14 protein-coding genes are annotated in these 23,158 nt (G+C 63.2%); 10 read left to right on the forward strand and 4 right to left on the reverse strand.

The features are described from left to right. The first annotated feature begins 291 nt into the window (after positions 1–291). The 9 genes from AC1DVA_RS20740 to AC1DVA_RS20780 all read left to right on the forward strand — a co-directional run bounded on the left by AC1DVA_RS20740 (position 292) and on the right by AC1DVA_RS20780 (position 15,580). Positions 292–501 (forward strand): hypothetical protein, encoded by a 210-nt coding sequence (locus AC1DVA_RS20740; protein ID WP_476807115.1) that lies wholly within the window; start codon positions 292–294, stop codon positions 499–501. Further along, complete coding sequence (gene dpdF, locus AC1DVA_RS20745; RefSeq protein WP_265050385.1) at positions 494–2,989, forward strand: protein DpdF; 2,496 nt, start codon at positions 494–496, stop codon at positions 2,987–2,989. The genes AC1DVA_RS20740 and dpdF overlap by 8 nt, the downstream gene beginning before the upstream one ends. Beyond that, complete coding sequence (dpdG, locus tag AC1DVA_RS20750) at positions 2,986–3,903, forward strand: protein DpdG (protein WP_265050384.1); 918 nt, start codon at positions 2,986–2,988, stop codon at positions 3,901–3,903. Before dpdF ends, dpdG begins: the two co-directional genes overlap by 4 nt. Then, the gene (gene dpdH, locus AC1DVA_RS20755) at positions 3,903–6,944 is read left to right on the forward strand and encodes a protein DpdH (RefSeq protein WP_476807116.1); all 3,042 of its coding nucleotides are present in this window, start codon (positions 3,903–3,905) and stop codon (positions 6,942–6,944) included. Before dpdG ends, dpdH begins: the two co-directional genes overlap by 1 nt. Further along, positions 6,934–7,647, forward strand: coding sequence for a hypothetical protein (locus AC1DVA_RS20760; protein WP_265050382.1), 714 nt, complete (start codon positions 6,934–6,936; stop codon positions 7,645–7,647). The genes dpdH and AC1DVA_RS20760 overlap by 11 nt, the downstream gene beginning before the upstream one ends. Positions 7,648–7,661: 14 nt before the next feature. Continuing rightward, complete coding sequence (gene dpdJ, locus AC1DVA_RS20765; protein WP_476807117.1) at positions 7,662–12,242, forward strand: protein DpdJ; 4,581 nt, start codon at positions 7,662–7,664, stop codon at positions 12,240–12,242. Continuing rightward, on the forward strand, positions 12,242–12,769 hold the full coding sequence (gene dpdK, locus AC1DVA_RS20770; RefSeq protein ID WP_476807118.1) for a phospholipase D-like domain-containing protein DpdK: 528 nt from the start codon (positions 12,242–12,244) through the stop codon (positions 12,767–12,769). Before dpdJ ends, dpdK begins: the two co-directional genes overlap by 1 nt. Then, positions 12,766–14,916 (forward strand): protein DpdD, encoded by a 2,151-nt coding sequence (dpdD, locus tag AC1DVA_RS20775; protein WP_265050379.1) that lies wholly within the window; start codon positions 12,766–12,768, stop codon positions 14,914–14,916. The genes dpdK and dpdD overlap by 4 nt, the downstream gene beginning before the upstream one ends. Before the next feature lie 325 nt (positions 14,917–15,241). Beyond that, positions 15,242–15,580, forward strand: a complete 339-nt coding sequence (locus AC1DVA_RS20780; RefSeq protein WP_265050378.1) for a DUF5681 domain-containing protein — start codon at positions 15,242–15,244, stop codon at positions 15,578–15,580. Between the two features lie 142 nt (positions 15,581–15,722). Here AC1DVA_RS20780 and AC1DVA_RS20785 read toward each other — a convergent pair whose 3' ends face one another. After that, complete coding sequence (locus AC1DVA_RS20785; protein WP_476807119.1) at positions 15,723–15,977, reverse strand: hypothetical protein; 255 nt, start codon at positions 15,975–15,977, stop codon at positions 15,723–15,725. Positions 15,978–16,461: 484 nt separating this feature from the next. Here AC1DVA_RS20785 and AC1DVA_RS20790 point away from each other — a divergent pair, with 484 nt between their 5' ends. Next, complete coding sequence (locus tag AC1DVA_RS20790) at positions 16,462–18,495, forward strand: hypothetical protein (protein ID WP_476807120.1); 2,034 nt, start codon at positions 16,462–16,464, stop codon at positions 18,493–18,495. 36 nt (positions 18,496–18,531) lie between these two features. On the opposite strand, the gene AC1DVA_RS20795 is transcribed toward AC1DVA_RS20790, so the two are convergent. The 3 genes from AC1DVA_RS20795 to AC1DVA_RS20805 form a co-directional block, all read right to left on the reverse strand. Then, positions 18,532–19,239 carry a recombinase family protein gene (locus AC1DVA_RS20795; protein WP_265054927.1) on the reverse strand — a complete coding sequence of 236 codons (708 nt, stop codon included), beginning with the start codon at positions 19,237–19,239 and terminating at the stop codon, positions 18,532–18,534. Positions 19,240–19,655: 416 nt separating this feature from the next. Further along, positions 19,656–21,806, reverse strand: a complete 2,151-nt coding sequence (locus tag AC1DVA_RS20800) for a DNA polymerase (RefSeq protein WP_265050376.1) — start codon at positions 21,804–21,806, stop codon at positions 19,656–19,658. Positions 21,807–21,811: 5 nt separating this feature from the next. Next, positions 21,812–22,858: a DUF3631 domain-containing protein gene (locus AC1DVA_RS20805; protein WP_476807121.1), complete on the reverse strand. Its 1,047-nt coding sequence runs from the start codon at positions 22,856–22,858 to the stop codon at positions 21,812–21,814. Between the last annotated feature and the right edge of the window lie 300 nt (positions 22,859–23,158).

Genomic DNA, 23,158 nt, shown 5'->3' on the forward strand with positions numbered 1-23,158 from the left:
AACAGACCCTGTTCATTGACATCAATGGCGATGCGGTCATCGATCCGGCGCTAACAGACCCTGTTCATTGACATCAATGGCGATGCGGTCATCGATCCGGCGCTGCTCGCGGTMCTGTCAAAACCCTATGGCGGTCACGGCAAGGGACCGAGCGCCGACCTCAATCTGGGAAGTCGGCCGCACATCCTCGCCGAGTTCATCGATCCCGCCGCGTTCCCGGCGGTTTGCCGGCGCGTGCGTGACGGTGCCCGCCAGATTTTGTCCGAACAGCCGGGTGTCCTGGAGGCGATAATGGCTGCAACCACCCTCGCGACGAGCGATCTGCAGCGCCGCAAATACCGGCTTCAGCGCCGCCAGTTTGCTGGCGATACGATGGCGCGCGATGATATCGCACTGATCGAGTCGATTCTGCCGAGCATTGAATCGCCGTCGATCCGGCTCGACGCGATGGGGTGCTTTATCCTCGGGAACGCTGTTTCGGCGAGAGCCAGCCGTGGCTGATCTCGATGGCTATGATGCCTTTGTCGAGCTGAGCCATCTGCTGAATTGCACCAACAGCGGTACGGAATGGAAGGCCCGCTCGCCAGCAATCGAGCGCCTACGTCGGGCGCTGATCGATCCCGCTCGGCACGCGAGCGCACTCGACCTTGCAGTGCTGCTGCGCCAGGCCATGACGCACGAGCATGTCCGCCGCGGCGCGATGGTTTCGCCGGTCTTACGGGTGTCGCATCCTCGCTTCGATGGGTTCGACGCATGGGATGCGGTCGGGCTGCGCAATACTACCGCCGGCGAAGCACGTCTGGTGACAATACAGCGCTGGACGCCGGCATGGCTGGCTGGTGCCGGCGGCGGGGTGGAGGTCTTCGCCGCCTCCGAGGCGACACGCCGCGAGTTCAACAATGCCGGCTGCGAAGGCGATCCTTTGCTCTCCGCGGTCGGGCGCACGTCCTATCGCAGCCGGGGACAGCGCGCCGCGGTGCGTGCCGCGCTCTCGACCCCGGCCGGCGGCAGCCTCGTCGTGGCGCTGCCGACCGGCGAGGGCAAGAGTATGATATTCCAGTTGGTCCAGACCGTGGGCTTTGTCGGCGCCGACCAGGCGGAAAACCGCGGCGTCACCCTAGTGATCGTCCCGACCGTCGCGCTTGGGGTCAATCACGAACAGGAAGCGGTCGACGTGTGCGGTTTATCGCGGCCGCTTGCCTTTCAGGGAGGCAACGACGTCCAAAATGGTATCATCGCCGAGCGGATCGCAGATGGCACGCAGGGGCTTTGCTTTGCTTCGCCTGAAGCGGCTTGCGGTCGCTTGCGCGGCTCCTTGCGGCGTGCGGCCGAGGCGGGCCTGCTCCGCGCGCTGGTGATCGACGAAGCTCATCTCGTCGACCAATGGGGCACTGGCTTTCGCACCGAGTTCCAGGAGTTGAGCGGCCTGCGGCGCGAATTGCTGTCGGCGGCGCCGGCCGGGCAGGCGCTGCGCACGATCATGTTGTCGGCGACGCTCACCGACTCCTCACTCGAAACCTTGCGCTCGCTGTTCGGCGCCGAGCGCAATTTTGAAAGCTTGGCGGCGGTCCAGTTGCGGCCCGAACCGGACTATTGGATCGCGCCATTGACTAACGAGGCGAGCCGTATCGCGCAGGTCCTGGAGGCCCTTCATCACGTGCCCCGGCCCGCGGTGCTCTATGTCACCGAAGTTGCCGCCGCCAACGCCTGGCACACGCGATTGGTCGAGGCGGGTTTTCGCCGGGTGCGCAAGCTCCACGGCAAGACCGGGCGCGCCGAGCGCGAAGAGATTGTCGGCCAGTGGCGCGACGGGGCGCTCGATATCGTGGTTGGAACCTCGGCCTTTGGTCTTGGCATCGACTATGGACATGCGCGCAGCGTCATCCATGCCTGCGTCCCCGAGACGCTAGATCGATTCTATCAGGAGGTCGGGCGAGGCGGGCGAGACGGCAAGGCGGCGATTTCGCTGATCGTGCCTACAGGCAAGGATGTGGCGATCGCCGAGCGCATCAACGCGCAGCAGGTCATCAGTATTGATCGTGGATTCCACCGCTGGAAGACCATGTTCGCGCGTAAGGCTAGCCTTGGTAACGGGCGCTTCGCGGTACGGATCGACGGGCGGCCAGGGACCGATGAGCGCGACATCGACATGTTCGGCGATGCCAATACCGACTGGAACCTGCGCACCGTCGCCTTAATGGCGCGGGCCGGCATTCTTCGGCTCCTCGGCACGCCCTATCCGCGGATCGAGCAGGAGGGGGACTGGCTCGAAATCGAAATCATCGACGATCACCACCTCGAACTGGCGGTGTGGCAGACGCGCGTCGAGCCCGTGCGCCGGGTCGGCTGGCTTGCAGCCAAGCGCAATCTCGATCTCATGCGCGAATATCTGCGTAACGATCGCTGCCCGGCCGCGATCCTCGAAGACCTATACGGCACGAACCGGGTCGGACGGACGTGCAGTCGCTGCAGCCGATGCCGTGCTGACGCCACGTGCCGCCTCAACAGTGTGGCGGTCGGCGAACCGCGTGGCCCCTGGACCGATCCGCTCGATCCCCTCGTCGCCAATCTGTTCGATCGCGATCTCCGCCTGCTCGTCTGCTACGACCCCGGCGACCTTGCCCGCAACGCCTCGCGCCGGCTCGGCGACACGCTGCAACGCTTGGCGCAAGCGCGCCTCGCCAAGGTAATCACACTCGGCCCGCAGCCGTTCGATATGAACCGGGTTCTCAAATTCGCGGAAAAATCGGCATTCTTCGTCAGCGACCTGTCGTCGCTGTCTTTGTCGCGGCTGCCACGCGGTCCCGAACTTGTCATGGTCGGCGACCAGCAAACACTGGAGCCGCAAAACCTCGCGCCGCGCGCCGACAATCCTCGCATCTTCCTCGCGCCGATCGATCAGCCCGCCCCGGATGGACGCAGATTGAAGGATGTCTTTGGCGGTCGGACGCTGACGCTCGACGAGTTTAATGCAAGAGTAGCACAATGAGTATTGTTACAACTGCCCAAGCTGTTCCGAGTCGGTTGTTCGCGATCTATGCGGCCTTGTTCGAAAGCGAGAACGGCGAGGTCAAAGACCGGCTCGAGGCCTGGGCGACACCGCCTTCGCTCAGCGGTCGGGGCGCTGATGATGATGGCGAGTCGACCACGACCTTGTTCAGCAACACACTTCTTGAAGCGCGGCGGATAGGTTTGGTCGAAGAGGTCGAGGACAAGCTGCGTCTGACCGCCGATGCGCGCGGCGGTGGTAAGAAGGGCAAGGGCAGCGAAGCCTACTTCCTGGCATTCATGCGGCGCACCCTGTTCGATCCGGCCCGGGCCTCTGAAACGCAGCAAGCCGGCTTCATGGTTGCGCTCTCCTGGTTTCTGAGTTCCAGCCCGCTGCGCCCGATGAATTTTTCCGAGGCGCCGCAAAACACTCTGAAAGCCCAGATTGGCGATCATGCGCCAAAGACAGAATTGACCTCCCTCAATCGCTACCAGAACTTCCTGTACTGGGCGCGTTATCTTGGCTTTGCCACCATCGTTGGCGGTGGCAGCGATGCCGAGGATGACACGTCGCGCCGCGTCATTCCCGATCCGGTCAAGGCGATCGAAAGCGCGCTTCCAGCCATCTTCTCCGAAGGCAACGACCTACCGATCGAGCAGTTCATGACGCGGTTGGCAGCGATCTTTCCGGTCTTCGAAACGGGCAGCGCTCGCCAGGACTATGAAGCCATGCGGCTCACCCCGCAGGCGGACGGCGACAAGCGCCTGTCGATCACGACCAGCCTAGCGCTACAGCGGCTTGTGGACCGCCAGCGCCTTACTATGGCGACAGTTGCCGACGCGCCGGGTCGCATCCTCGATTTCGGGCCGCGTGAAGGTCGCGTCAGCCGTATTGCGCTGCAAGGAGCGGCATGATGCGCAACTTTCTCTGCTGGGATCCCGGCGCCGTCCGTCAGGTGATCAATCCGTTTGCGGAGCATATCAGCGATAGCCTGTTCCGCGCGGTGCACAGCGATTGGGACCTCAAGGTCAGCCCGCAGGTTGGCAAATCGTTCCAGGAGATCGGCGAGGCGTCGTGGGCCGACATGGCGCCACCGGCCTTTCTCGCGGATTTTCTGCGCGAGGACCGGCCGCATGCGCTGGCGGCGATTCTTGGCGAAACGGGCTCAGGCAAGTCGCATCTCGTTCACTGGATGCGGCTCAATATCAAGCCGAACAAGGAACGCGTGGTCCTGGTCGTGCGCAAGTCGGGCACTTCGCTGCGCAACATCGTCAAGATGATCATCGCCCAGTTACCGGCCGAACAGCAGGCGAGTTTCCTCGAAACACTGCAGTCGGCGGGTGATGGGACACAAAGCCGTGCGGACCAGAAGCAGCAATTGCTCAACGACCTGGCGCAAGCGATCCGCGAGGAGGTCCTGCCGAACGACGCCGACGAGATCGAGGAAGGGCTGGTGAGCAGCCTGCCCGACCTGTTCCAAGATCCGCATATGCGCAAAGCGCATTTCCTCGGCGAGAACACGGTCATCGCCGAGATCGTCGATCACATCTTCGCACCATCCAATGCCAAGGATCGTCCCGATCAACGCCGCGTGTTTGTCGAAGGCGACTTGCCGCTCGGAGGGATGGACTTTGCGCAGGCCTCGCGCCTCGCGCGCGACGCGATCGACCTCATCGAGATCGATTCAACCGTCCATCTCCCGCTCGCGATCCGCATCATCAATCGCAATCTCGATCGCGCCGTGGCGCGAACCCTCAGTTTTTCCGGCGACCGCGTCGAAGAACTGATGACCCGCTTGCGGATCTATCTTAAATCGCAAGGCCAGGAACTGGTCCTGCTCGTCGAGGAGTTCGCACGGCTGCAGGGTATCGACCGCGCGCTGCTGCAGGCGATCACGTCACAGGGCGACGATCGCCAGTGCAGGATGCGAACGGCGATCGCGGTCACCACGGGCTTTTTCCAGAGCGTCGCTGAAACCGCCTATATGCGGACCACCCATATCGTGGACATGGACCGCTCCGCCGGCCGCGCGGAAGGGCGTTCGGTCACGCAAGCATCGCTCAGCCAGTTCACATCCCGCTACCTCAACGCTGTTCGGCTCGGTCGCGATGGCATCGAACAGTGGAGTGCGACGGCGGCGCCCGGCGAGAGTCCACGCTCGAAATGCGAGACCTGCATTCATCAGAGCGAGTGCCATGCGATCTTTGGCGAAGTCGATGGCTACGGCCTTTACCCATTCACGCAGCAGGCGCTGTGGAATGCGACGTCGCGCGCTGACAAGGACTCGATGCCGCAGCGTCTAAACCCGCGTATTTTGCAAAATGACCTACTCGTCGAAGTACTCGATAATTTCGGGCCGGAGATCGCGACCGGCACGTTTCCGCCCTTCAGGTTGCTCGAAAAGCTCGGCGGCATCACGGCACTCCCCGCTGTTGCCCAAGCTCAACTGCGCAACCGCAACCCGCAGAACTACCATCGCTGGGCAGCATTCCTCGAACTCTATGACGGCACCGGCACGATCGCCAATCTCGACGAGCGCCTTCGCGCAGCGTTCGAGGTTCCGGAAATCCCGGGCGCCGACGCTGCGAAACCAATTGAGCAGACGACCGATGCTCCCACGGCCGACGCACCCCAGCGGAACAAGGCCAGCAAGGAAGATTTGCTGATCGAGCAGTGGATCGGTGGACAGGGCTTGGAACAAACGGTCGCTGACAAGCTTCGACGGCTGGTCTTTTCCGCAATTTCAAATGCAATCGACTGGGATATGCTTGGACTAGCCAAGTCGAATTTCGTTGGGTCGACTGGCAAACCCTTCTTCCGAACGAGTATCAGTTTTGACCGTCAGACCACGCAGGTGGCTGGCCATATGCTTGTCAAAGTCGTCATCCCGGGCAAACTCGTTCAACCCGAGATCGCCGCTACCGCCCTTCAAGGGGTGTTACGCGCTAGCAAAGACCAGTTCCGGTGGGAGTTTCCCGACGGCGAGAAGATGCTTGGCGCCTTCCTCGATTGCGTCGAGATCTGGGCAAAGGACGTCGAGGCCCAATTGCGCGACATCTGTCAGCCGACGCCGCATTGGAACCAGGCGGCCGCGGCGTTCGAACTCCTCTGTGTCGGCGCGGCGATCGGCGGCAAGATCAAGCCCGATGCGAAGATCGCCGAAATGATAGACGCAGCGTTCAGCGGACAATGGGCAACCGAGTGCGCTAGCACCGCGCCCGAGATGAAGGTGCTTTACGACAAGCTGACCAGGCAACGCGAAAAGCTGGTCGGGATCGCGCAATCCCAGATGTCGAGCATGAAGGGCGGCCGTGCCGGTGCGATGCTCAACCCTGGGCGCATCCTCGGACCCGTCCGCGAGTTTCGTCAGGCCAAATGGCAGTTGCGCCTGCAACCGCCCGAAGGGGACACGCACGAGCCCGCCAAACTTTATCGTGACGTCAGGGACGCGCTCCCCACGGCGGCAGCATCGGAGATGGCCGTCCGCAAGTCATGGCTCGAAGCGATGGAGACCGCGTTCGGCCCGACCGCAACGCGCGCCGGGATCGTAACCGCGCTCGATGCCGCACGGCAGGCCGTCGCCGACGCCGGTATCGGCACCAGCAATACCGGACGCGGTCTGGCCGACGCGCTCGAGCGCTTCAAGACCGTGTATTTCGATGACTCACTGGCTGCCGCACGCGCCCTTGGCGGCGAAGGCGATGCTGTTGCTGCGCTACCGCATTTTGGTCGGGGCCGGAGGAGCGCGGTCGAAGCGGGGACCGGTCTGGTCGCTGCGACACAGGCTTTTCTCGATACAGTTGACAACWATATCGGCGCCAACAGTCAGAGTCTCGATGCCAAGCATGGTGCCGTGGCGGCCAGTCTCGAACAGATCGACACGTCGCTCGCCGCGATCGAAACCGACCTGACCGTCATGGCGAGGACGGACGGGGAGCACGCCGATGCTGCTTGACCGCGCCGCTGCGCTCGCAACCAAGATTAACACCTATCAGAAGCTCAAGAATACCGCCGACGAAGCCGACCTGTTTGGCACGCGGGCGAAGCAGTTCGAGACGGTGTCGCAGTTGATGGCGGGGCTGCGCGAGACGCTGAGCACGCTCACCGATGCCGGTGTTCCGGTCGATTTCGAGCCCAATGATGGCCTGGGCTTTGCAGCGAAGGCCCGCCTGCTGCGCGAGGCGATCAAGGAAGACCCTGCGAAGGTGAGCGACCCGCCGTTCGACATCAAACACGCCTTCACCGACCGCCTGAACGGCATCGCCAGCGCAGGTCACAAGGCGGCGAGTGCGGCATGGAAAGCCTATGTCGACAAGCGTGCCGCGTTTGGCGCGGATGAGGTCCTGAGCGCGCTCGGCCAAGTGCCGCAGTTTCGGGTGAGCGTCGCCAAGATCCGGCAGATCCGGGGCGAGGTAGCGGGTTTTGGCGTGAGCCTGCCGGCCGACCCGAAGGCGGCGATAGCGAGTCTCGATGCTCTCGTCAGCCAGCATGAAACGGCCTGGAAATCGCTCGCCGCCTCCGACATCCCGTCAAGTGTCGTCGCGTTCATTCGCGCGGCGGCAAGCAGCGACGCGCTGCTCAGCGCCTATACGTCCGAAGTGCAGGCATGGCTAGAAAGCCGCAGCTTGCTCGGCGCGTTCCGCATCAAGCTGAGGTAGGCACGACCATGCCCGTGTCTAACCACGCCCTCGCGGTACTCGACCGCATCGAAGCCATTGAGATGCGCTCGCTCGAATGGGGGTTCACCGATGGCTCGTTGACCGAGGATGAAGCCTTCGATCTGGGCGATAAGGTCTGCGAAGTCGCTGGGGTCAGCGGCACCGACGGGCAGGACCTCGTCGAGGAATTGATCGACGCCAAGCTGATCTTCGAGATGGCGAGCGTCGGCGGCGACGTGCGGATCCGGTCGCGCTTCGCCGAAATGATGCGGCTGCTGGCCGCAAACCGACAGCTATTTCCCAACAAGCCCTGGCAGGGTGCGCCGTCGCTCGTCGCCGACTTCCGCGTCGACTGCCGGCCGCGGCGCTTTCCACAGCGCCTGCGTTTGCCCGCCGATATCCTTGCCGAGCACGTATCGGTGCTGGGCGGGTCACAACTGCGTCAGGATTTGTGGCAGGCGCTGACCGCGCGCGTTGGCATGAAGCTGGCGGGTTTTCAGGAACGCGCGGCGTTGCGTCTTTCGGCGGCGACCGACGACGGCGGCACGATCGTCACTGCGGGCACCGGCAGCGGCAAGACCATCGCCTTCTATCTTCCTGGCATGATCCGTATCGGCGAAGCGATCGGTGCCGATCACTGGGTCAAGGCGATCGCGATTTACCCGCGGATCGAACTGCTCAAGGACCAGTTCGCCGAGGCGTTTCGCATGGCGCGAACGATCGATCAGACGCTCGCCGTGCATGGGCGCCGGCCGCTGATCATCGGCGCCTTGTTCGGGAAGACCCCGACTCGCGCGACCCGCCAGGAACTGACCGACAAGAGTTGGGTCCGGCGTGGCGAAGACTTTGTCTGCCCCTGGATGCGCTGTCCACGCTGCGACAGCGAACTCGTCTGGCGCGCCGTCGATATCGCAGCGGGCACCGAACGGCTGACCTGTGTCCAACCGGGCTGCGGCCAGGCGATTGGCGACGACCAGATCGTGCTGACCCGGACCCGGCTGCAGCGCAATCCGCCCGACATCTTGTTCACTACGACCGAAATCTTGAACCAGCGCCTGTCCGATCATTGGATCCGCAGTCTGTTCGGCATTGGGCTCTCGTCGGCGCGCAAGCCACTGCTCGCCCTGCTTGACGAGGTCCACACCTATGAAGGCGGCACCGGCGCGCAAGCCGCGCTGACGCTGCGCCGATGGCGGCATTTGCTGGCGGCGCCGATCTCGTGGGTCGGTCTCTCCGCCACACTCGGCGATGCCGCGCGCTTTTTCTCCGATCTGACCGGTGCGGATCTCGATGACGTGGTCGAGATCACACCGACGCCCGAAGAGTTTGAGGAGCGGGGCGCCGAATATCAAATCCTGCTGCGCGGCGACCCGGCGTCGCGAGCGTCTTTGCTCTCGACGACGATCCAAACCTCGATGCTGCTGCCCCGGCTGCTCGATCCGCCCGGCGCAACTAACGCGTCCGGTGCCTTTGGCCGGCGCGCTTTCCTGTTCACCGACGACCTCGATGTCACCAACCGCCTCTACGACGATCTGCGTGATGCCGAGGCCTTCACGATTTTCGGTCGACCCGATGCGGCGCGGATGCCCTTGGCGAATATTCGCCGGGCCGGGCCCGATGCCGCGGTTCGCGACGTCCAGGGCCAGCGGTGGCGGATCTGCGAGGATATCGGCCATCCGCTCGATCGCCGGCTGGTCGTCGGCCGCACTACATCGCAGGACGCAGGGGTCAATCAATCGGCCAATATCGTGGTTGCGACCGCGGCGCTCGAAGTCGGGTTCAACGACCCTCTCGTCGGCGCCGTCATCCAGCACAAAGCGCCGCGCGGCATGGCGTCGTTCCTGCAGCGCAAGGGGCGCGCCGGTCGTGATCGCGCGATGCGCCCGATCACCTTAACGGTCCTGTCGGACTATGGCCGCGACCGCGCTTTCTACCAGGCGTTCGAGCATCTCTTCGATCCCTCGCTCGACCCTCAATATCTCCCGATCCGCAATCCCTATGTGATGAAAATCCAGGCGGTGTTCGCGCTGTTCGACTGGCTGGCAGCGACTACCGCGGGCTATGAAAAGGCCTGGCAGTGGAACCTGCTCAGCCGCCCGCTGCCGCGGGCAACCCCCGCCGAGCGCGCCGTGCTTGATCGGACCCGCGCCAAGCTCACCCAATTGGTGCAGGGCGACGCCGCCACCATCGACGATCTCCGCAGCTACCTCATGGGCGCGCTCGGGATCGACCGTACGGCGGCTGAAACACTGTTATGGGAAGCACCGCGCTCGCTGCTGCTCGAGGCGGTACCGACCTTGGTCCGGCGGCTGTTCCGGGGCTGGCAACTCGCGATCCCGAATGCCGGCGCAACGCTCGACCTGCAAGTCGACCATCATCCGCTGCCCGACTTTGTGCCGCGCAACCTGTTTAGCGACCTCAGCCTGCCCGAAGTGCGGGTGATTGTTCCGCCCGCGACGGTCAATCATGAGGAGCGTGTCGAGCAGATGCCGATCCTCCAGGCGCTCAATCAACTCGTGCCCGGGCGCGTGACCCGCCGCTTCGCGCATGAGCGCGGCGCGCTGTCGCACTGGATCCCGGTAGATCCGGCGTTTCCCGAACAGGATCGCCGGATCAGCGACTATGCGGTGGAGCATGAGTTCGTCGGCAGCTTTAGCGGGAGCCTCAACGATCAGTTCGGCGGACCGCCGCTCCTCGTCTTCCGACCCTGGACCGTGCGCCTCGAGCGTGCCGCTCGTACCGAGGCGCTGCCGAGCAGCAATGCCCGTCTCGTCTGGCAATCCGACATCGTCGCCAATGGCGATGCCCTTGGCGTGCCGGTCCCGACGCGTTCGGAATGGCGCGACCATGTCCGCGCGATCGACTTTCACTTGCACCGGTTTCGCTCAAGCGTCAGCGTCCGCCGCTTTGCTGGGACGGCTCAGGCCAATATTCGGACACTCCAGGATGATCTTCCTGTCACGCTCACCTTCACCAGCGACGATTACCGCCCGGCCGCCGTCGGTTTCGAACTGGAGGTTGATGGGTTCCGTCTCGACGTTGCGTTGCCCGACGCCGAGACGCTCGCGGGCAACAGCCTGCCGCCCGACGTTCTCGCTGCCAGCAAGCTTGCCTATATTCGCGACCTGATCCGGCTCGACCCGGAACTGCCCGATGACCTTAACCGGTTCCAGCGCGAGTGGTTGATCCAGTTCCTGCTGTCGGCGGTACTCGCCGATGCCTCGAGCAATGACCGGCCGCTTGCTGAAACGATCTCTGACCTCCTCGACGACGACCGGATCGAAGGTGTGTTTCGCGCTGTCATGGACGATGTGTTCGGCGCTATGCCGCCCACGCCACCCGATACCGACGACACGCAAGACAGCGATGCGGACGATGACGCTGATGGCAGTGGTGGCCATTCCGCAGGTGGGCCGGATGGCGCCGGCGCTGCGGCCGGGAGAGGGCGCTTGCAGCAGGCGCTGCTCCAGCAACTGGGTCGGCCGATCGTCCGTGAGCGGTTGCGCGCACTCGCCGCGCAACTCCTCTCGGTCGATCCTGCGGCGTTCAGCGCCTGGCTTCGCCGCCTGATCCTGGAAACGCTCGGTGAGGCAATGCTTCAGGCGTGCATCGCGGCAGCACCCCGACAGGCGACCGTGGACACCTTGCTCGTCGATATCCGCGACGATGCAGCATCCGATATCGCGAGCGTGTGGATCAGCGAGACGACACTTGGCGGCGCGGGTGTCCTCGAAGCCTTTGCCGACCGGTTTGCGTCCGAACCACGCCTGTTCTTCTCGGCGCTCGATGCGGCGCTGGCCCCCAGCGACCTTGAACTGGTCGATGGCGGCTTGCGTCAGATCCTTACCCTCAGCATCAACGATAGCGAGATAGGCGAACAGGTCGCGCGGCTGCGTGCCACCAATTCGCACAGTGAGCGCGCGATTCTCTGGCGCACTTTGTCGCATCACCTCGCGCAGCGCGGCGGGATTGACCTCAGCCATGCGCTGTCGGTCTCTCTCAACAACCGCTTGCTGCGCGCAGGCTCAGGACCACAACTCGACCAACTGCTGCTCGATTTGCAGGCCCACTGGGACGCAACACAAGACCGGTTCGGCATTGCCATAGGCTTGCGCGAATTTGCCTATATCGCGAGCCGCGATGCGACATTGTCGACCGCCGTTCGCGCGTTCTTGGCAGCAACGCTCCCAGCCGCCGCGATTGCGCACGTCACGGTTCTGTCGGCGATTGCGAGCCTGTTGTGGCCGCGCGCCAACGAAGTGCGTCAGCGAGTCCTGCAATCCTACAATCCGTTCCGGCAGACGCGGTCGACCGATCCGGCGGTTGTTCGCCATCTGCTGCTCAGCCGGGCGATCGCGACGATCGCGTTCAGCGATCCCGATTGGGAAACGCAACTCGCCGCTGCCTTTGAAGCTCAGGGAACGGGCCGTCTTGTCGCCGACGCCGGCGAGGCCAGGCAATTTCGCGCTGCCCTCGTCCGACTTTCGGTGACGCCAGTCAGTGTGGGCGCTCTCCAGTTCTTCCCCGCGATCGAACGGGTCGAACGCGCGGACTGCAGGATCCTGGTAACGCTCACACTGAGGGAGCAGATCTGATGACGCATCCCTCCCGCGATTTACATGGCCCAGCGCAGTCGCGCGCGGTGCGCGATCTGTTCCAGACACTCTTCGTCGCCGAACTCATACAACCCAGCCCAAAATTGTGGCTGTTCTTTGCCTGGATCAGCGATGTCGAGATCATCGACAATTCAGCACGCGAATTTGCAGCACTGGAGCCGGACTGGCCGGCTGCCCCGATCCGGTTGTCGCAATTGCTGCGCGCACTCCTCGCACGCGGCGTTCAGATCAGGCTGGTGATCCGCGAAGATGGCCACAATGACTATTTCATCGCACGATTGCAGACCCTAAAGGCGCGTTACGACGATCAGATCAAATGGACTGTGCAGAAGAGCTTCCATGCTAAGGGTCTGTTGGGCGCAGATTATTTCCTCAGCGGCTCGATGAACCTTACGCTCAACGGTATTTCTACCAACGGCGAACATCTTGTCCTACGCACCGACCCAGCGGCGGTCGCCGAACAGTCGATCGAGCTTGAATCGCGGTGGGAAGGCCAGATGCCATGATCGGCACAAGCCCCGATGCGGCCCGGGAAGTGCTTGCGGATCTTATCGCGCTCCAGCCATGGGTTGGCGCTAGCCCCGACTTTGCAGCGCTCTGCGCGGATGTGACCCAGTCTGTAGTTGATGAGGCCTTTCCCGGTGCGCTCGTTCCCGTCGTCAATAGCGACGGATCCATGCAGATCGATGTGGCGGCGCCGACCATGTCGAACTGGCGGCGCCTCAAACCCGTCCTGCTGGCCTTTGCCGGGCCGACAGTCACCGGCTTCGATGGTGTGCCGGTGCCCTTCGACGCCGCTGATCCGGTCGGCGCCCGCCTGATGCTTGTCGCGCCAGGGGTAACGGCTATCATGCCCTTGCCGATGGATGAGCGGTCACGCATCGGGGCGTTACGCGCGGTGCTTCGCGCGCGTGATACCTTAGCCCGCGCACCCGAATTGCAGCGCTCGGCGCCGGTTTCGACCAGTTGGTTGCTCGGCCGCTTTCAGGACTATCTGAATGTCGGGCGTCGAGACGCAGCCACGGGTGTGCTCGAGCGCCTCCGCAGCGAACTCCGTCTCGACGCGCTCAACCTTAAGTTTCTTAAGGTCCAATTGCTCGCTGTCTTCGAGGACTGGACGGGAATTGTCGCGCTACCAGAGTTTCCAAGCCTTAGCGTTGCGCGCAGGACACCTGCGATTACAGCCATTCTCCTTGAGGCGCTCTATCAAACCCACATTGCGGGGTCGTTCGATGCCGGCAATATTGCCGATACGCGCACTGCGTTCGAGGCTTCAGTTCAATCTCTCGTCCAGTCGATGCTTATCAACGGTGCGCCGCTAGGATTGGGGGCGGGGGGATGGCGTCTCCTAGGTCTCGAGGCACTTTCAGACCCTGGTCGCCAAGACCTTCTGGCGATGCTTGTCGACCGTGGGGAAGAACTGGGGTGGATCGCGGACCTCTTGCCCGCGCCGGCGCCATCCGGACCGCGGGCTGTTGATGTTGCAGCGCCAATAGATACGGCGCGGGACGCGCTTATACAGGCCGAGGCTGTCGACAGTATTGACCTGCTTGCCGACGCAATGGCCGCGATGGCACGGCTCAGTCCGGACGAACTGGCATTACTTCGCGAGACCATGCCGTTCCGCCCGATCGTGCATGTCACCGACGAGTTCGCGAATATCGCGCCGCCAACATCCTGGATCGCCTGGCTGGATCGTGCCGCGGATCCGACTTTTGCGGACGCGCTTGATATCGCACGCCGCGGTAAGGATGAATGGGAAATCGGGGCATCAACCGGTGACCCGGCCGCGGTTCGAGCACTCGTCGCGGCGCTCGAAAAGGCGCAGGGCGATGATCTCGCCGCCGATCGCACCACTCAGGCCCTGCCCTATCTGGTTGCCTGGCTGCAGCGGGACGCGGAATTCCCAAGAGCAGCGCTGTCCCCGGTCTATGGAAGGTTGCTCACCCTGTTCGCGCTGGGGACCGCGCGCGGAGCGACAATTTACGAGTCGAGCCAAGTGCTGGTGGAAGCACTCCTAGCCTCGGGTGTCGACCAAAAGTCCTATCGCGACCTGATCGCCGATATCGACGAAATCTCTGGCGACGGCTTTGGAGTCGACATGATCTATTGGGTTCTCGAACTCGTCGAGAGTTTCATGAACGCCGCCGCGCCCGATGCGAGTGCCCGCGAGACATTTCTCCATCGGATCCTCGCCCGCATCGTTCCAATCTATGCGCGGTTAACCGGCCTTCAGCGGGTCACAGTCAACTTATTGTCGAGCGAACTCGGTTGGTCGCTGCCGATAACAATGGCAACCGATGCTGTATCGACGAACGACGGCCTGGCAGGCCGATTGGCTGGCTTGCGCATCGCTATCTATTCGCTGACGGAATCATCGAGCCGGCAAGCAAAAGGTGCGCTGGAGGAGATAACGAAGGCCGTCCTGGTCGATACAAATGCCGATCACGGCGGTAGCGCTCGGTTGCGCGCGCTTGCGGAGAACTCCGATCTCTTCGTAATGACTTGGCTGTCAGCAAAACATGCAGCCACCGATTTCATCCGGTCTCATCGCGGCGACAAGCCGCTAATCTATTCTCGCGGTAGGGGGTTCTCGAGCACGCTTCGTGCAATTGAAGAGTTTTTGATGTCGCGAGGAAAAACGACGGCATGAGGTTATGTCCTAGATTAAACCGGCGTCGAACAACGCGGCACCTTTCCTCCCATGATCGGCCTCGGGGCCCTCAGTTTTGAGCGCTTTTTYGCGGTTGTTTGCGAGGCTAAGCCAAGAGTGAGCGGCCGAGACGAATGTCTATTCTGAGTTTGGCCTGAGGGGGAATGGCTTGCTAACGGGTCGAAGTCGGACACTCCTTGTCCGCACTCCATCCTGCCGCGATCGCATTGCACCCGGAACGGACCTTCGTGCGAATGAGGCCCAAAGCAGCCGCATTGCTGCCTTACCTTGTTCGCACAGTCGCCTGCTAGCACGAGCCTATCAGATGCTGAATCGGAAGGGTGTCTGGCAACCGGGCCAGAGCGGAAATCCCAAAGGCCGGCCCTCGATCAAGGCGCCGGTGGAGGCGCTGGCACGGGAGCACACCGAGGAGGCGGTTCGGACACTGGTCGAACTGATGCGCAACGGCTTTCCGGATACCGTGAAGGGCGCGGCGGCCAACGCCTTGCTGAACCGCGGCTGGGGCTTACCGCGGCAGTCGATCGAGGCCGACACCGTGCTTCCGCCCCTCGAGCGCATGACACTTGAGCAAGTCGAAGCCGAACTTGCGAAGCTCAGGCTTACTGGGGCGCTCGAAGACCAGAAAGACGAGGATTGCGGGTAAGCGCGTCAGCGTGCGATCCCTTCCACTATTCGGCGCTATAGCGTTTTCCGTTTCCAATTCAAGCTTTCTGCCGGATGGGAGGCCGGCAGGCATTGCTCGCAGTTTGTCTCTCGATGTTGGCGAACGCGTCGTTGCGGTGGTTTCAGGCAGGATGTCGCGGCGCCAGGCGAAGGAGCGTTTCGGGGTAAGTGTGGCGAGCGCGATCCGCTGGTGCGTTCGCGACCGATAGGCGGGCAGTCCGGCTGCGAAGCCACGCGGTGGGGACCAACTCTCGGCGCGGATCGCAGCGCAGAGGGAGCAGATTCTCGTGCTTGCCGATGATCTTGACGACATCACACTTGCCGAGCAGTGACAACGCGTTGGTATCGGTTCGCTGTTGCGCTTCTTCGCCCGTCATGGGCTAACCTGTAAAAAGACCGTGCACGCGGCGGAGCAGGGTCGTCCTGACATCCTGAAGCGGCGGCGTATCGCTCTGCGGGAATTGCGCGAACTGCTCGGCTACTGCAGGGTGCGGCAGCATCATTCGGGCAGCATCCCCCTATTTGGTCCTCGCTCGCGCCCATTCGAAGAGTGGGAAAGACACGTCGCGGCGCTGCCGTTGTTCCAACTGAGCCAGCGATCCTCTTGGCATGTGCATCGGCGCTGTCAGGCTCTATGTCGACGATACGGCCGCCTGACACACGATCCCCGCTCCGATATGTTTTTGTTGCAGCGCGCACTCCAGACCGGTGAGATAGCTTATCGCCGTGTCGTGGCATGTGAGGTCCGCGCGAGTGAGCATTTATTGTTTCAGCAGGCTTTTTGCGCTGCGGCGGGCTTGGCCGCTATGAGAGAAGAGCTTTGCCGGAGCGAGAAGCCGGCTCGCCATCAAGGTTACTTCAATGCGGCCACTCAAACTTTTCCCCGTCTGGCGCGAGGCATGGTGTAGCGCCACAGACATTCCCCGGCTGTTGCAGGGGGCAGAAGAACTGCTTGCGCGGCGCAGCAAGGGAAATCAGCGCTTTCCTATCGTGCCTGACACGGCCGTCGAGCGGAATTCGATTGTAGCCGATGCCATGGGCCGCTGGCTGCAGGGCGAGCCGCCTCCCCCCAGTGTCAGACCGGCTGGCGAGGTCGCAAAAGCGCTCTACGATCAAGCCTGGGCGGTCCTGCGGCCCGCCGCATGGCCACGCTGGCTGCTGCTTGAACATGCCTTCGAAGACGCGTCTGAAACCGGCGACCTGCATTTCGCGGCACTAATCCTGCGCACCATGTGCGAAGAGCTTGAACGCCTGCGCCTTCTGGACCTGGATCAATTCCAGTTCGTGGAGATGGCCACTTCAGAAAACCCTGACGAACGCCGGAGCTTTCTGGAAGTTCTAGCGTGTGCGCGGGCCTGCCTCAAGCCGCTGGAGATCGACTTTCTTGATCCCCCGAAAAGCGAGCGCGGGGCAGACGAGCCTCACCGGGATGGCGAACTCGAAAAAGCCCGATCATCTCTCAACGACTATATTCATCCCAACTATGGAAGCCATGTGGCCGCCCTCTATCCGGAACGCGATACGGCCGGACGCATATTGCTGAACGCTGCCGTTGTCGCCTACCGTGAGTTTTTCAAACTTTCGTGGAGTGAGGAGCCGTTACGTGGAGCGAGCAGGCCGGTTCCGGTCCAGCACCTGAGTTGGTCCCGCGCGGCCCGCGAAGTCGTGTCGCAGAGCTTGCCAGCCGCCAGAGAGATAATGCCCGCGCTGGCCATCCCGCAGGTCCTCGACTGGCTGACAAAACCGTCCGATCCCGCGATTGATTTTCTTGCCTCGCCGGCGGCAGCCCCCCTTGTTGACTTGCTGCCGGAGGCTCTCAAAAGCTGGGACGTGGCCGCTGGCCCCCAGGGCCAGCCGGTAGCGCCGGCCGCTTTGCTGTATTTGGCCTCGGCTCGGCGGTCCGAAGCCCTGTTTACAGAGGAATTTCCGAATGGGGCGCCCCCCGTGAAGGAAATAGATCGCTGGCTGTCGTTTCTCTCCAGATCAGTCGAGCTGCTCACCTTGCTGAATGCGGTCAAGGAGGAAACTTTCAAACGCCAGCTTATAAGGCAGCTTGCCCAAGCCAATCCTCTTGCCATTGATATCTGTGTCCGCTCACTGATCGAACACCGCGCAACCGTGACGATATTGCCGGGGCGCCTCGCAAGGAAGTGGGTTGAAGCCGCCAGACGGTTCCAGCCCGGCGCCGGCTTGCCGCCGGCAATCAAGCAAATGGATGACGCGATCGCAAAGCTCCTGGCAGGACAACGCAACAGCGCCGAAACTTTGATGCCGTTCGCGATCCGGGAGGATGGCACTCCCATCCCCCCGTCCTTCAGCCTTTCCTCCCTAATCGGCGAGGCGTTTGAAAAAGGCTCCCTCCACGCCCAAGCCTACGCCTTCTCGTCAGCAACAATCCATGCGCGCGCCACGCGCGGCGTGGAGCTTCTCATCGATCGCGCTGGCAAATCTGCAAGACGGTCGCGTTTGTCAGGCTTAAATATCCTCGATTGGGTTTGTGACCAGCGCCAGAGAAAGGAATACCTCTTCCCTGCGCTGCAAATTGTCTTCATCGCCCAACATGCGGCCCGGCATATTGGGGGCGGCGCCGGTCAGGATTTGAAAAAGGCGCGCCAAGCGATGGGCCACTACGAAGGAAACCTCAAGCCCGGAAAGGACTATACGGGCGACGGGACTCGGGCGTCGTCGATCGTTTTCAGAGAGCACCTCCTTTATTACGTGGCGCTGAAGCGCWTCCTCGATCAAATGAACATCGAGCCGGACCGGCTACAAATCGCTTCTAATGATCGGGGGCGTTGGTGCGAAATTTATATGGGACAGGGGCGCGAGTGGTGGTTCGAGGTCTCTGATACACTCGGCCTCCTCGGCGGTTCAGACGACACAAAGCGCATCTAGTCCTCGTTGTCCCCGTCGGGCTCGATCAACTTCGCTCTAGGTCGAGCTTGCTCTGCGATTGAGCCGATTGCGCATGTTGATAATTGCGCGCGCCGTCCATTGGCCTCCTCGAGCCGTCGAGATCCCGCGTTCGGTGAGCGCCTTGGCGGTGGCGTTGGCGCTCGTGACGCCCTGCGCCTCAAGCTCGAGGAAAACGCTCGCCAAGCGCTGAGCCCGCTCGTCCGCCCCGGCCTGGATAACCTGGCGCGAACGCTGCCTGCCGCCCTCGATATGCGGCAGCATCGCCCTGATGCCATTCGGGTTGCCGAGCTTCGTCCCGCGCGCCTTGGCGGCGGCGAGCGCTGCCTTCGTGCGGGTCGAGATCATCATGCGCTCGGCCTGTGCCACCACCGCCATGATGCCAACGACCAGTTCGTTCGCTTCCGGCATATCAACAGCGAGGAACCTGACGCCGGCCTTCTGCAGGCCGAGCAGGAAATGGGCATCGCGTGACAGTCGATCGAGTTTCGCTATCACCAGCGTCGCACCATAGAGTTTGCAGGCCTCGAATGCCGCCTGAAGCTGGGGTCGATCGGCATGCTTGCCGCTCTCGACTTCAACAAGCTCCTGCTTGAGCTGCCAGCGCCCGCCATCAAGGAAATCGGTCACGGCCTTGCGCTGCGCCTCGAGACCCAGACCAGAGCGTCCCTGACGCTGCGTCGACACGCGGAGATATGAAACGAATTTACCGTGATGCGGGGGCATGCATAACGTTCTACCGCACATTAGAATATTATGCAAAGCCGCCGCTTGGCTCCCGGGCGGTGTATCGAAGCCAATGTTGCGCGGCCGAAGCGCACGCTCGCTGCGATTCACATACCCGGCGACGTTAGTTGTGCGCGGTATCGATCCCACGCTTGCAAGTGCACCTCCGACCCCGCCCTCGAGTTGCGTGGGACGTTTGTCAGGCCGGCGGCGTCACCAGGCGCCGCAAAACGATGCCTGCCCAGGACGGCCGACTGCCGTAGCAAAAGGTCCAACGTAGCGGATAGGCAGCGGATGGTAGTCGACGCATCCGCTACGTTCACCCCATTGAAAACAGAGGCGCTTTTGGCGTTGTATGGGATGTAGTGAATGTTTTGAGCATTACGGACCATCCCGGGGCCAGGCCCTCGAGGCGCTCATTTCGTTTCCGCCCAGGAACGGCCGATCTTCACCACGACGAGGTCATGCAACGGCGCGCCGGGGAAGGTCACCGCGAAAGCGGCGGTCATGGCCTCTTTAAGGATAACAGCGGTACGCGCGGCATCGGCTTTCGCCACTTCGAGCACAAACTCGTCGTGCGGCGCCGCGACCGGGCCACCATCAATACCCGCAGCGAACAACGCCTCATCTATCGCGGCGAGGGCAAGCATGAAGGCATCGGCGCACGCGCCCTGGATCGGGAGGTTCAGGCACTGCGTGTAGCGGAAACCCTCTGGATTCCAGTGGATCTCGTGCACCCGCCCACCCTCGCGCCCGATCGGGATCTCCCCCTTGCGCTCGCATGCCCGGCTGAAGTCTCGGCACCATCGCGGATAGCCGGGGTAGGTCCCCTCGTAGGCATCGATCCACCCGCGCGCCGTCTCGGGGTCGAGGAGGAGGCCGTACTGCGCCCGCGCCGAATCGACGAGGCCCCGGGCGCCTTGCCCATAGAGCCGGCCGAAATTCACCGGCTTGGCGTGTTTCCGGTGCAGCGCGCGCGTCTCCTCGGGCAACGCCAGCCACTCGTCCTCGCCCAGGCCGAGCATGGTCCGGGCGGTGAGGACGTGCAGATCCTCGCCGCGTGCGAATGCCTCCGTCATGTTCTCCTCGTTGGTGATGCAGGCCGCCGCCCGCATTTCCATTGATGACCAGTCGCCCGCGACGAGGACATAACCCGGCTTGGCGACGAACAGCGTCCGGAAACTCGGCAACCCATCGACGGGTTGCTTGTCAGGGACGTTCTGCATATTCGGCTTGTCGCAGGTGCTCCGGCCAGAGATCGCGCCGGCGATCCTGTAGGAGGCATGGATGCGGCCGGTGACGGGTGAGACCTGCGCCGCCAGCCTCTCCCCGTAAGTACTAAGCTGCTTGTCGATCCGCCCGATGGCGACGAGAATTTGCAGGAGCGGATGCGCGCCGGCGCCGGCTGTGAGGTCGACCCGCCGGGCACTGAGCTTGTCACTGCTTGGCGTACGCGGCCAGGCCTCCCGCTCCTGTTCCGGCAGGAGCGTGTTGAGCAGGGCTTCCACCTCCGGCGCGTTTTCGGGCACTCCCGCCCGGCGCAGGTCCATACGACCGGCCTGGACACACTCGCGATCATAGGCTCCGACGAGCTGCGCGCGCTCGGCCTTGAGGGCGGCCACGAGAGCCGCGTGCGCGGGGACGTCAAGCAGGATCCCGCGCAACTGCATGCGCACGACGGCAGGGATGGCGCCAACCTGGATATCGTAAGCGGCGCGGCGCTCACCGAGGAGCGGAAGAACCACCCGGGCGAGGTGCCACGTCACAACCGCGTCCGTCGCCGCGTACTCAACCTGCGGCAGGGTAAGGTGCGGCGCTCCCCAGTCGGACGTCTGCAGAGCTTTGGAAATTTCGAGGCCGAAGTAGGTCGCCGCGGCGGTCTCCAGGGACGTCGAATCCGGGCCGTTGAGGAGCCGCGTGGCCTGCAGAGTGCAATGGACGCCTACGGGCTCGATTTGGCGCTGCGCGAGGTAGCCGAGGTCGAATGTCGCGTTGTGCATGACGATCGGGTGCTCCCAGACGGGGGCGAGCACGGCCCAGTTGACGCAGGTCATGTCGATGACTCCGACGCGGGCGCCGCCGGCGTAGAGCGAGCAGAGCCGCACCGTCGAGCGGTGCGGATCGAGGCCGGCCCGCTCGGCGTGATCTCGGGCACTCGTCAGCGCGGCAAGCCCTGCTTTGGCAAGGGCGAGCGCCTGCGCTGCGCCTTGCGGGTCTTCAACGGAGGCGCTTGCCGCGCTAGCGCCTCCGGCACCGCGTCGCGCTGCAGCGCGGCGCTCTGTGTGGGCGCGGACCTTCCCTTCTGCCTCGGCCACCCGGAGCCGAAGGTCTGAGAAGCGCGCCCGCTCGCTTGGAAGGGGGGCGGTTTCGAAGTCGACGGCGATGAGACCCCCGCCCGCATCGGCAGTGATCTCGGCGACGAGGGCCGCAGCCGCAACCGCGTCGGTGGCGTAGGACAGCCGGGCCACGAAACGAGACAGCGCACTGGCCGGTCGCGGGCTTTCCGGATGCGCCGGCCCGCCCGCGGCGGTCGGAGGGATGGGCCATTCAGAAGACGGCCTGTCCATACGCGTTACTCCCCGACCTGGGGAGGCGCCCCGTTCGGGCGTGTCCGCCGCCGCGCCGGACCGGGTCCGATGCCGGCTGAGCCCAATCCTTCGCCAGGAGGGGGCACCCTGAACCCGTTTTCGCCCGCTACATCCGCTACTTCGCCTGAAACATGATTGTTATCAATATCTTGTGCTGTATTCGATGCTTTCGAACCACCCGCTACGTATCCGCTACGTTGAGGCACATCCGCGACCTCCGCGGCGCCACACTGCGCCGATGCCGCGCCGTGTGGCGGAGACGCGGCGGACGCAGCCTGACCATCCGCTGCGTCGTGAGCGTCTGAAGCAGCTTCGCTTTCCGCGCTTGCAGCGGACGCGTCGGATGGTTCTGGCTTTTCTGACCCCTCTCCGCGCTGTGAACTAGATGCGCTGGGAGCGTCGCGGCCGAGGTACCGCCTCCAGGCTTCGCGCAAATGCTCTTCCGTGTAGCCTCTGCGGGACTTTCCGTTCCCCTCACGCCATTGACGGCCACGCCGGAGCGCTGCGGCCTCCTCCGGGTTGTCAGGCCGGAACAGGAAGCCGGCAAGCTCGTCGCGAAGCCAATAGGCGGTGATTGCGCGGCCATTGTTCGCTTCCTCCCACGGCGACTCATCCGTCTGCAGCAGCGCCTGGAGGAGGGCCTCCGTATGAATGCGCCTTACCTTCTTCTCGGAAAATACCTGCCAGATTGCATCGAGTAATTGCAGAGCGAGGCCGTTGTCCTCCTCGCCAAGGGCCTCGCTCGCCGCCTGCCTCACGAGGTCCGTCCACTGGCCACCGGCTGCCTCCGCAACGACGAACAGGTTGCGCCAGTTATCGCCGATCCGGTTGAAGAGTTCTGGCGGCATGGCAACGGCGGGAAGCTCCGGAAGGTCGGCAGCCCAACGCGCGATCTTGCGGCGGCAATCGACGAGCGTCGGACTTTGTCCGTTGACGAGGTGCTCCCGCTTCTCTCCTTGGGTCGCCTTGTGGAGCGGGATCGCAATGCTGCGGTCTTGCAGCGTCTCGGGGAGAATTTTGAGCCCCGCCATAGCGATGCCAGCGAAGGTTTTGAATTGGTGGACAACCAACCTCCATTGTCCGTCGGAACGGACCGGATGACATAGGCGCCGGCCCTGCGGTGGCCGCTGTTCAGGATAGCCAACAGGTCCGGATTGCCGTTCTTGTTCACGACGTTGTCGGCCTCGTCGATGAGGAGGGTTGGGTGCATCCCGTCGATGACGCGAAAGAGTGACGAAGCGGTGATTGAGCCGGCGATGATCGGATTGGGGGTCAAGTTATCGATGCATTCGAGCAGGGTCGACTTGCCTGAACCTTTGACCTGGCTCCGT

The sequence above is a fragment of the Allobosea sp. P4_C6 genome (assembly GCF_056402015.1).

Excerpts from the sequence above, each read along its gene's own strand:
- AC1DVA_RS20780 (WP_265050378.1), top strand. The coding sequence starts at position 15,242 with ATGCTGAATCGGAAGGGTGTCTGGCAACCGGGCCAGAGCGGAAATCCC.
- AC1DVA_RS20800 (WP_265050376.1), bottom strand. The coding sequence starts at position 21,806 with ATGGACAGGCCGTCTTCTGAATGGCCCATCCCTCCGACCGCCGCGGGC.
- AC1DVA_RS20795 (WP_265054927.1), bottom strand. The coding sequence starts at position 19,239 with ATGCCCCCGCATCACGGTAAATTCGTTTCATATCTCCGCGTGTCGACG.
- dpdD (WP_265050379.1), top strand. The coding sequence starts at position 12,766 with ATGATCGGCACAAGCCCCGATGCGGCCCGGGAAGTGCTTGCGGATCTT.
- AC1DVA_RS20785 (WP_476807119.1), bottom strand. The coding sequence starts at position 15,977 with ATGACGGGCGAAGAAGCGCAACAGCGAACCGATACCAACGCGTTGTCA.
- AC1DVA_RS20740 (WP_476807115.1), top strand. The coding sequence starts at position 292 with ATGGCTGCAACCACCCTCGCGACGAGCGATCTGCAGCGCCGCAAATAC.
- dpdK (WP_476807118.1), top strand. The coding sequence starts at position 12,242 with ATGACGCATCCCTCCCGCGATTTACATGGCCCAGCGCAGTCGCGCGCG.
- AC1DVA_RS20760 (WP_265050382.1), top strand. The coding sequence starts at position 6,934 with ATGCTGCTTGACCGCGCCGCTGCGCTCGCAACCAAGATTAACACCTAT.
- dpdG (WP_265050384.1), top strand. The coding sequence starts at position 2,986 with ATGAGTATTGTTACAACTGCCCAAGCTGTTCCGAGTCGGTTGTTCGCG.
- AC1DVA_RS20805 (WP_476807121.1), bottom strand. The coding sequence starts at position 22,858 with ATGGCGGGGCTCAAAATTCTCCCCGAGACGCTGCAAGACCGCAGCATT.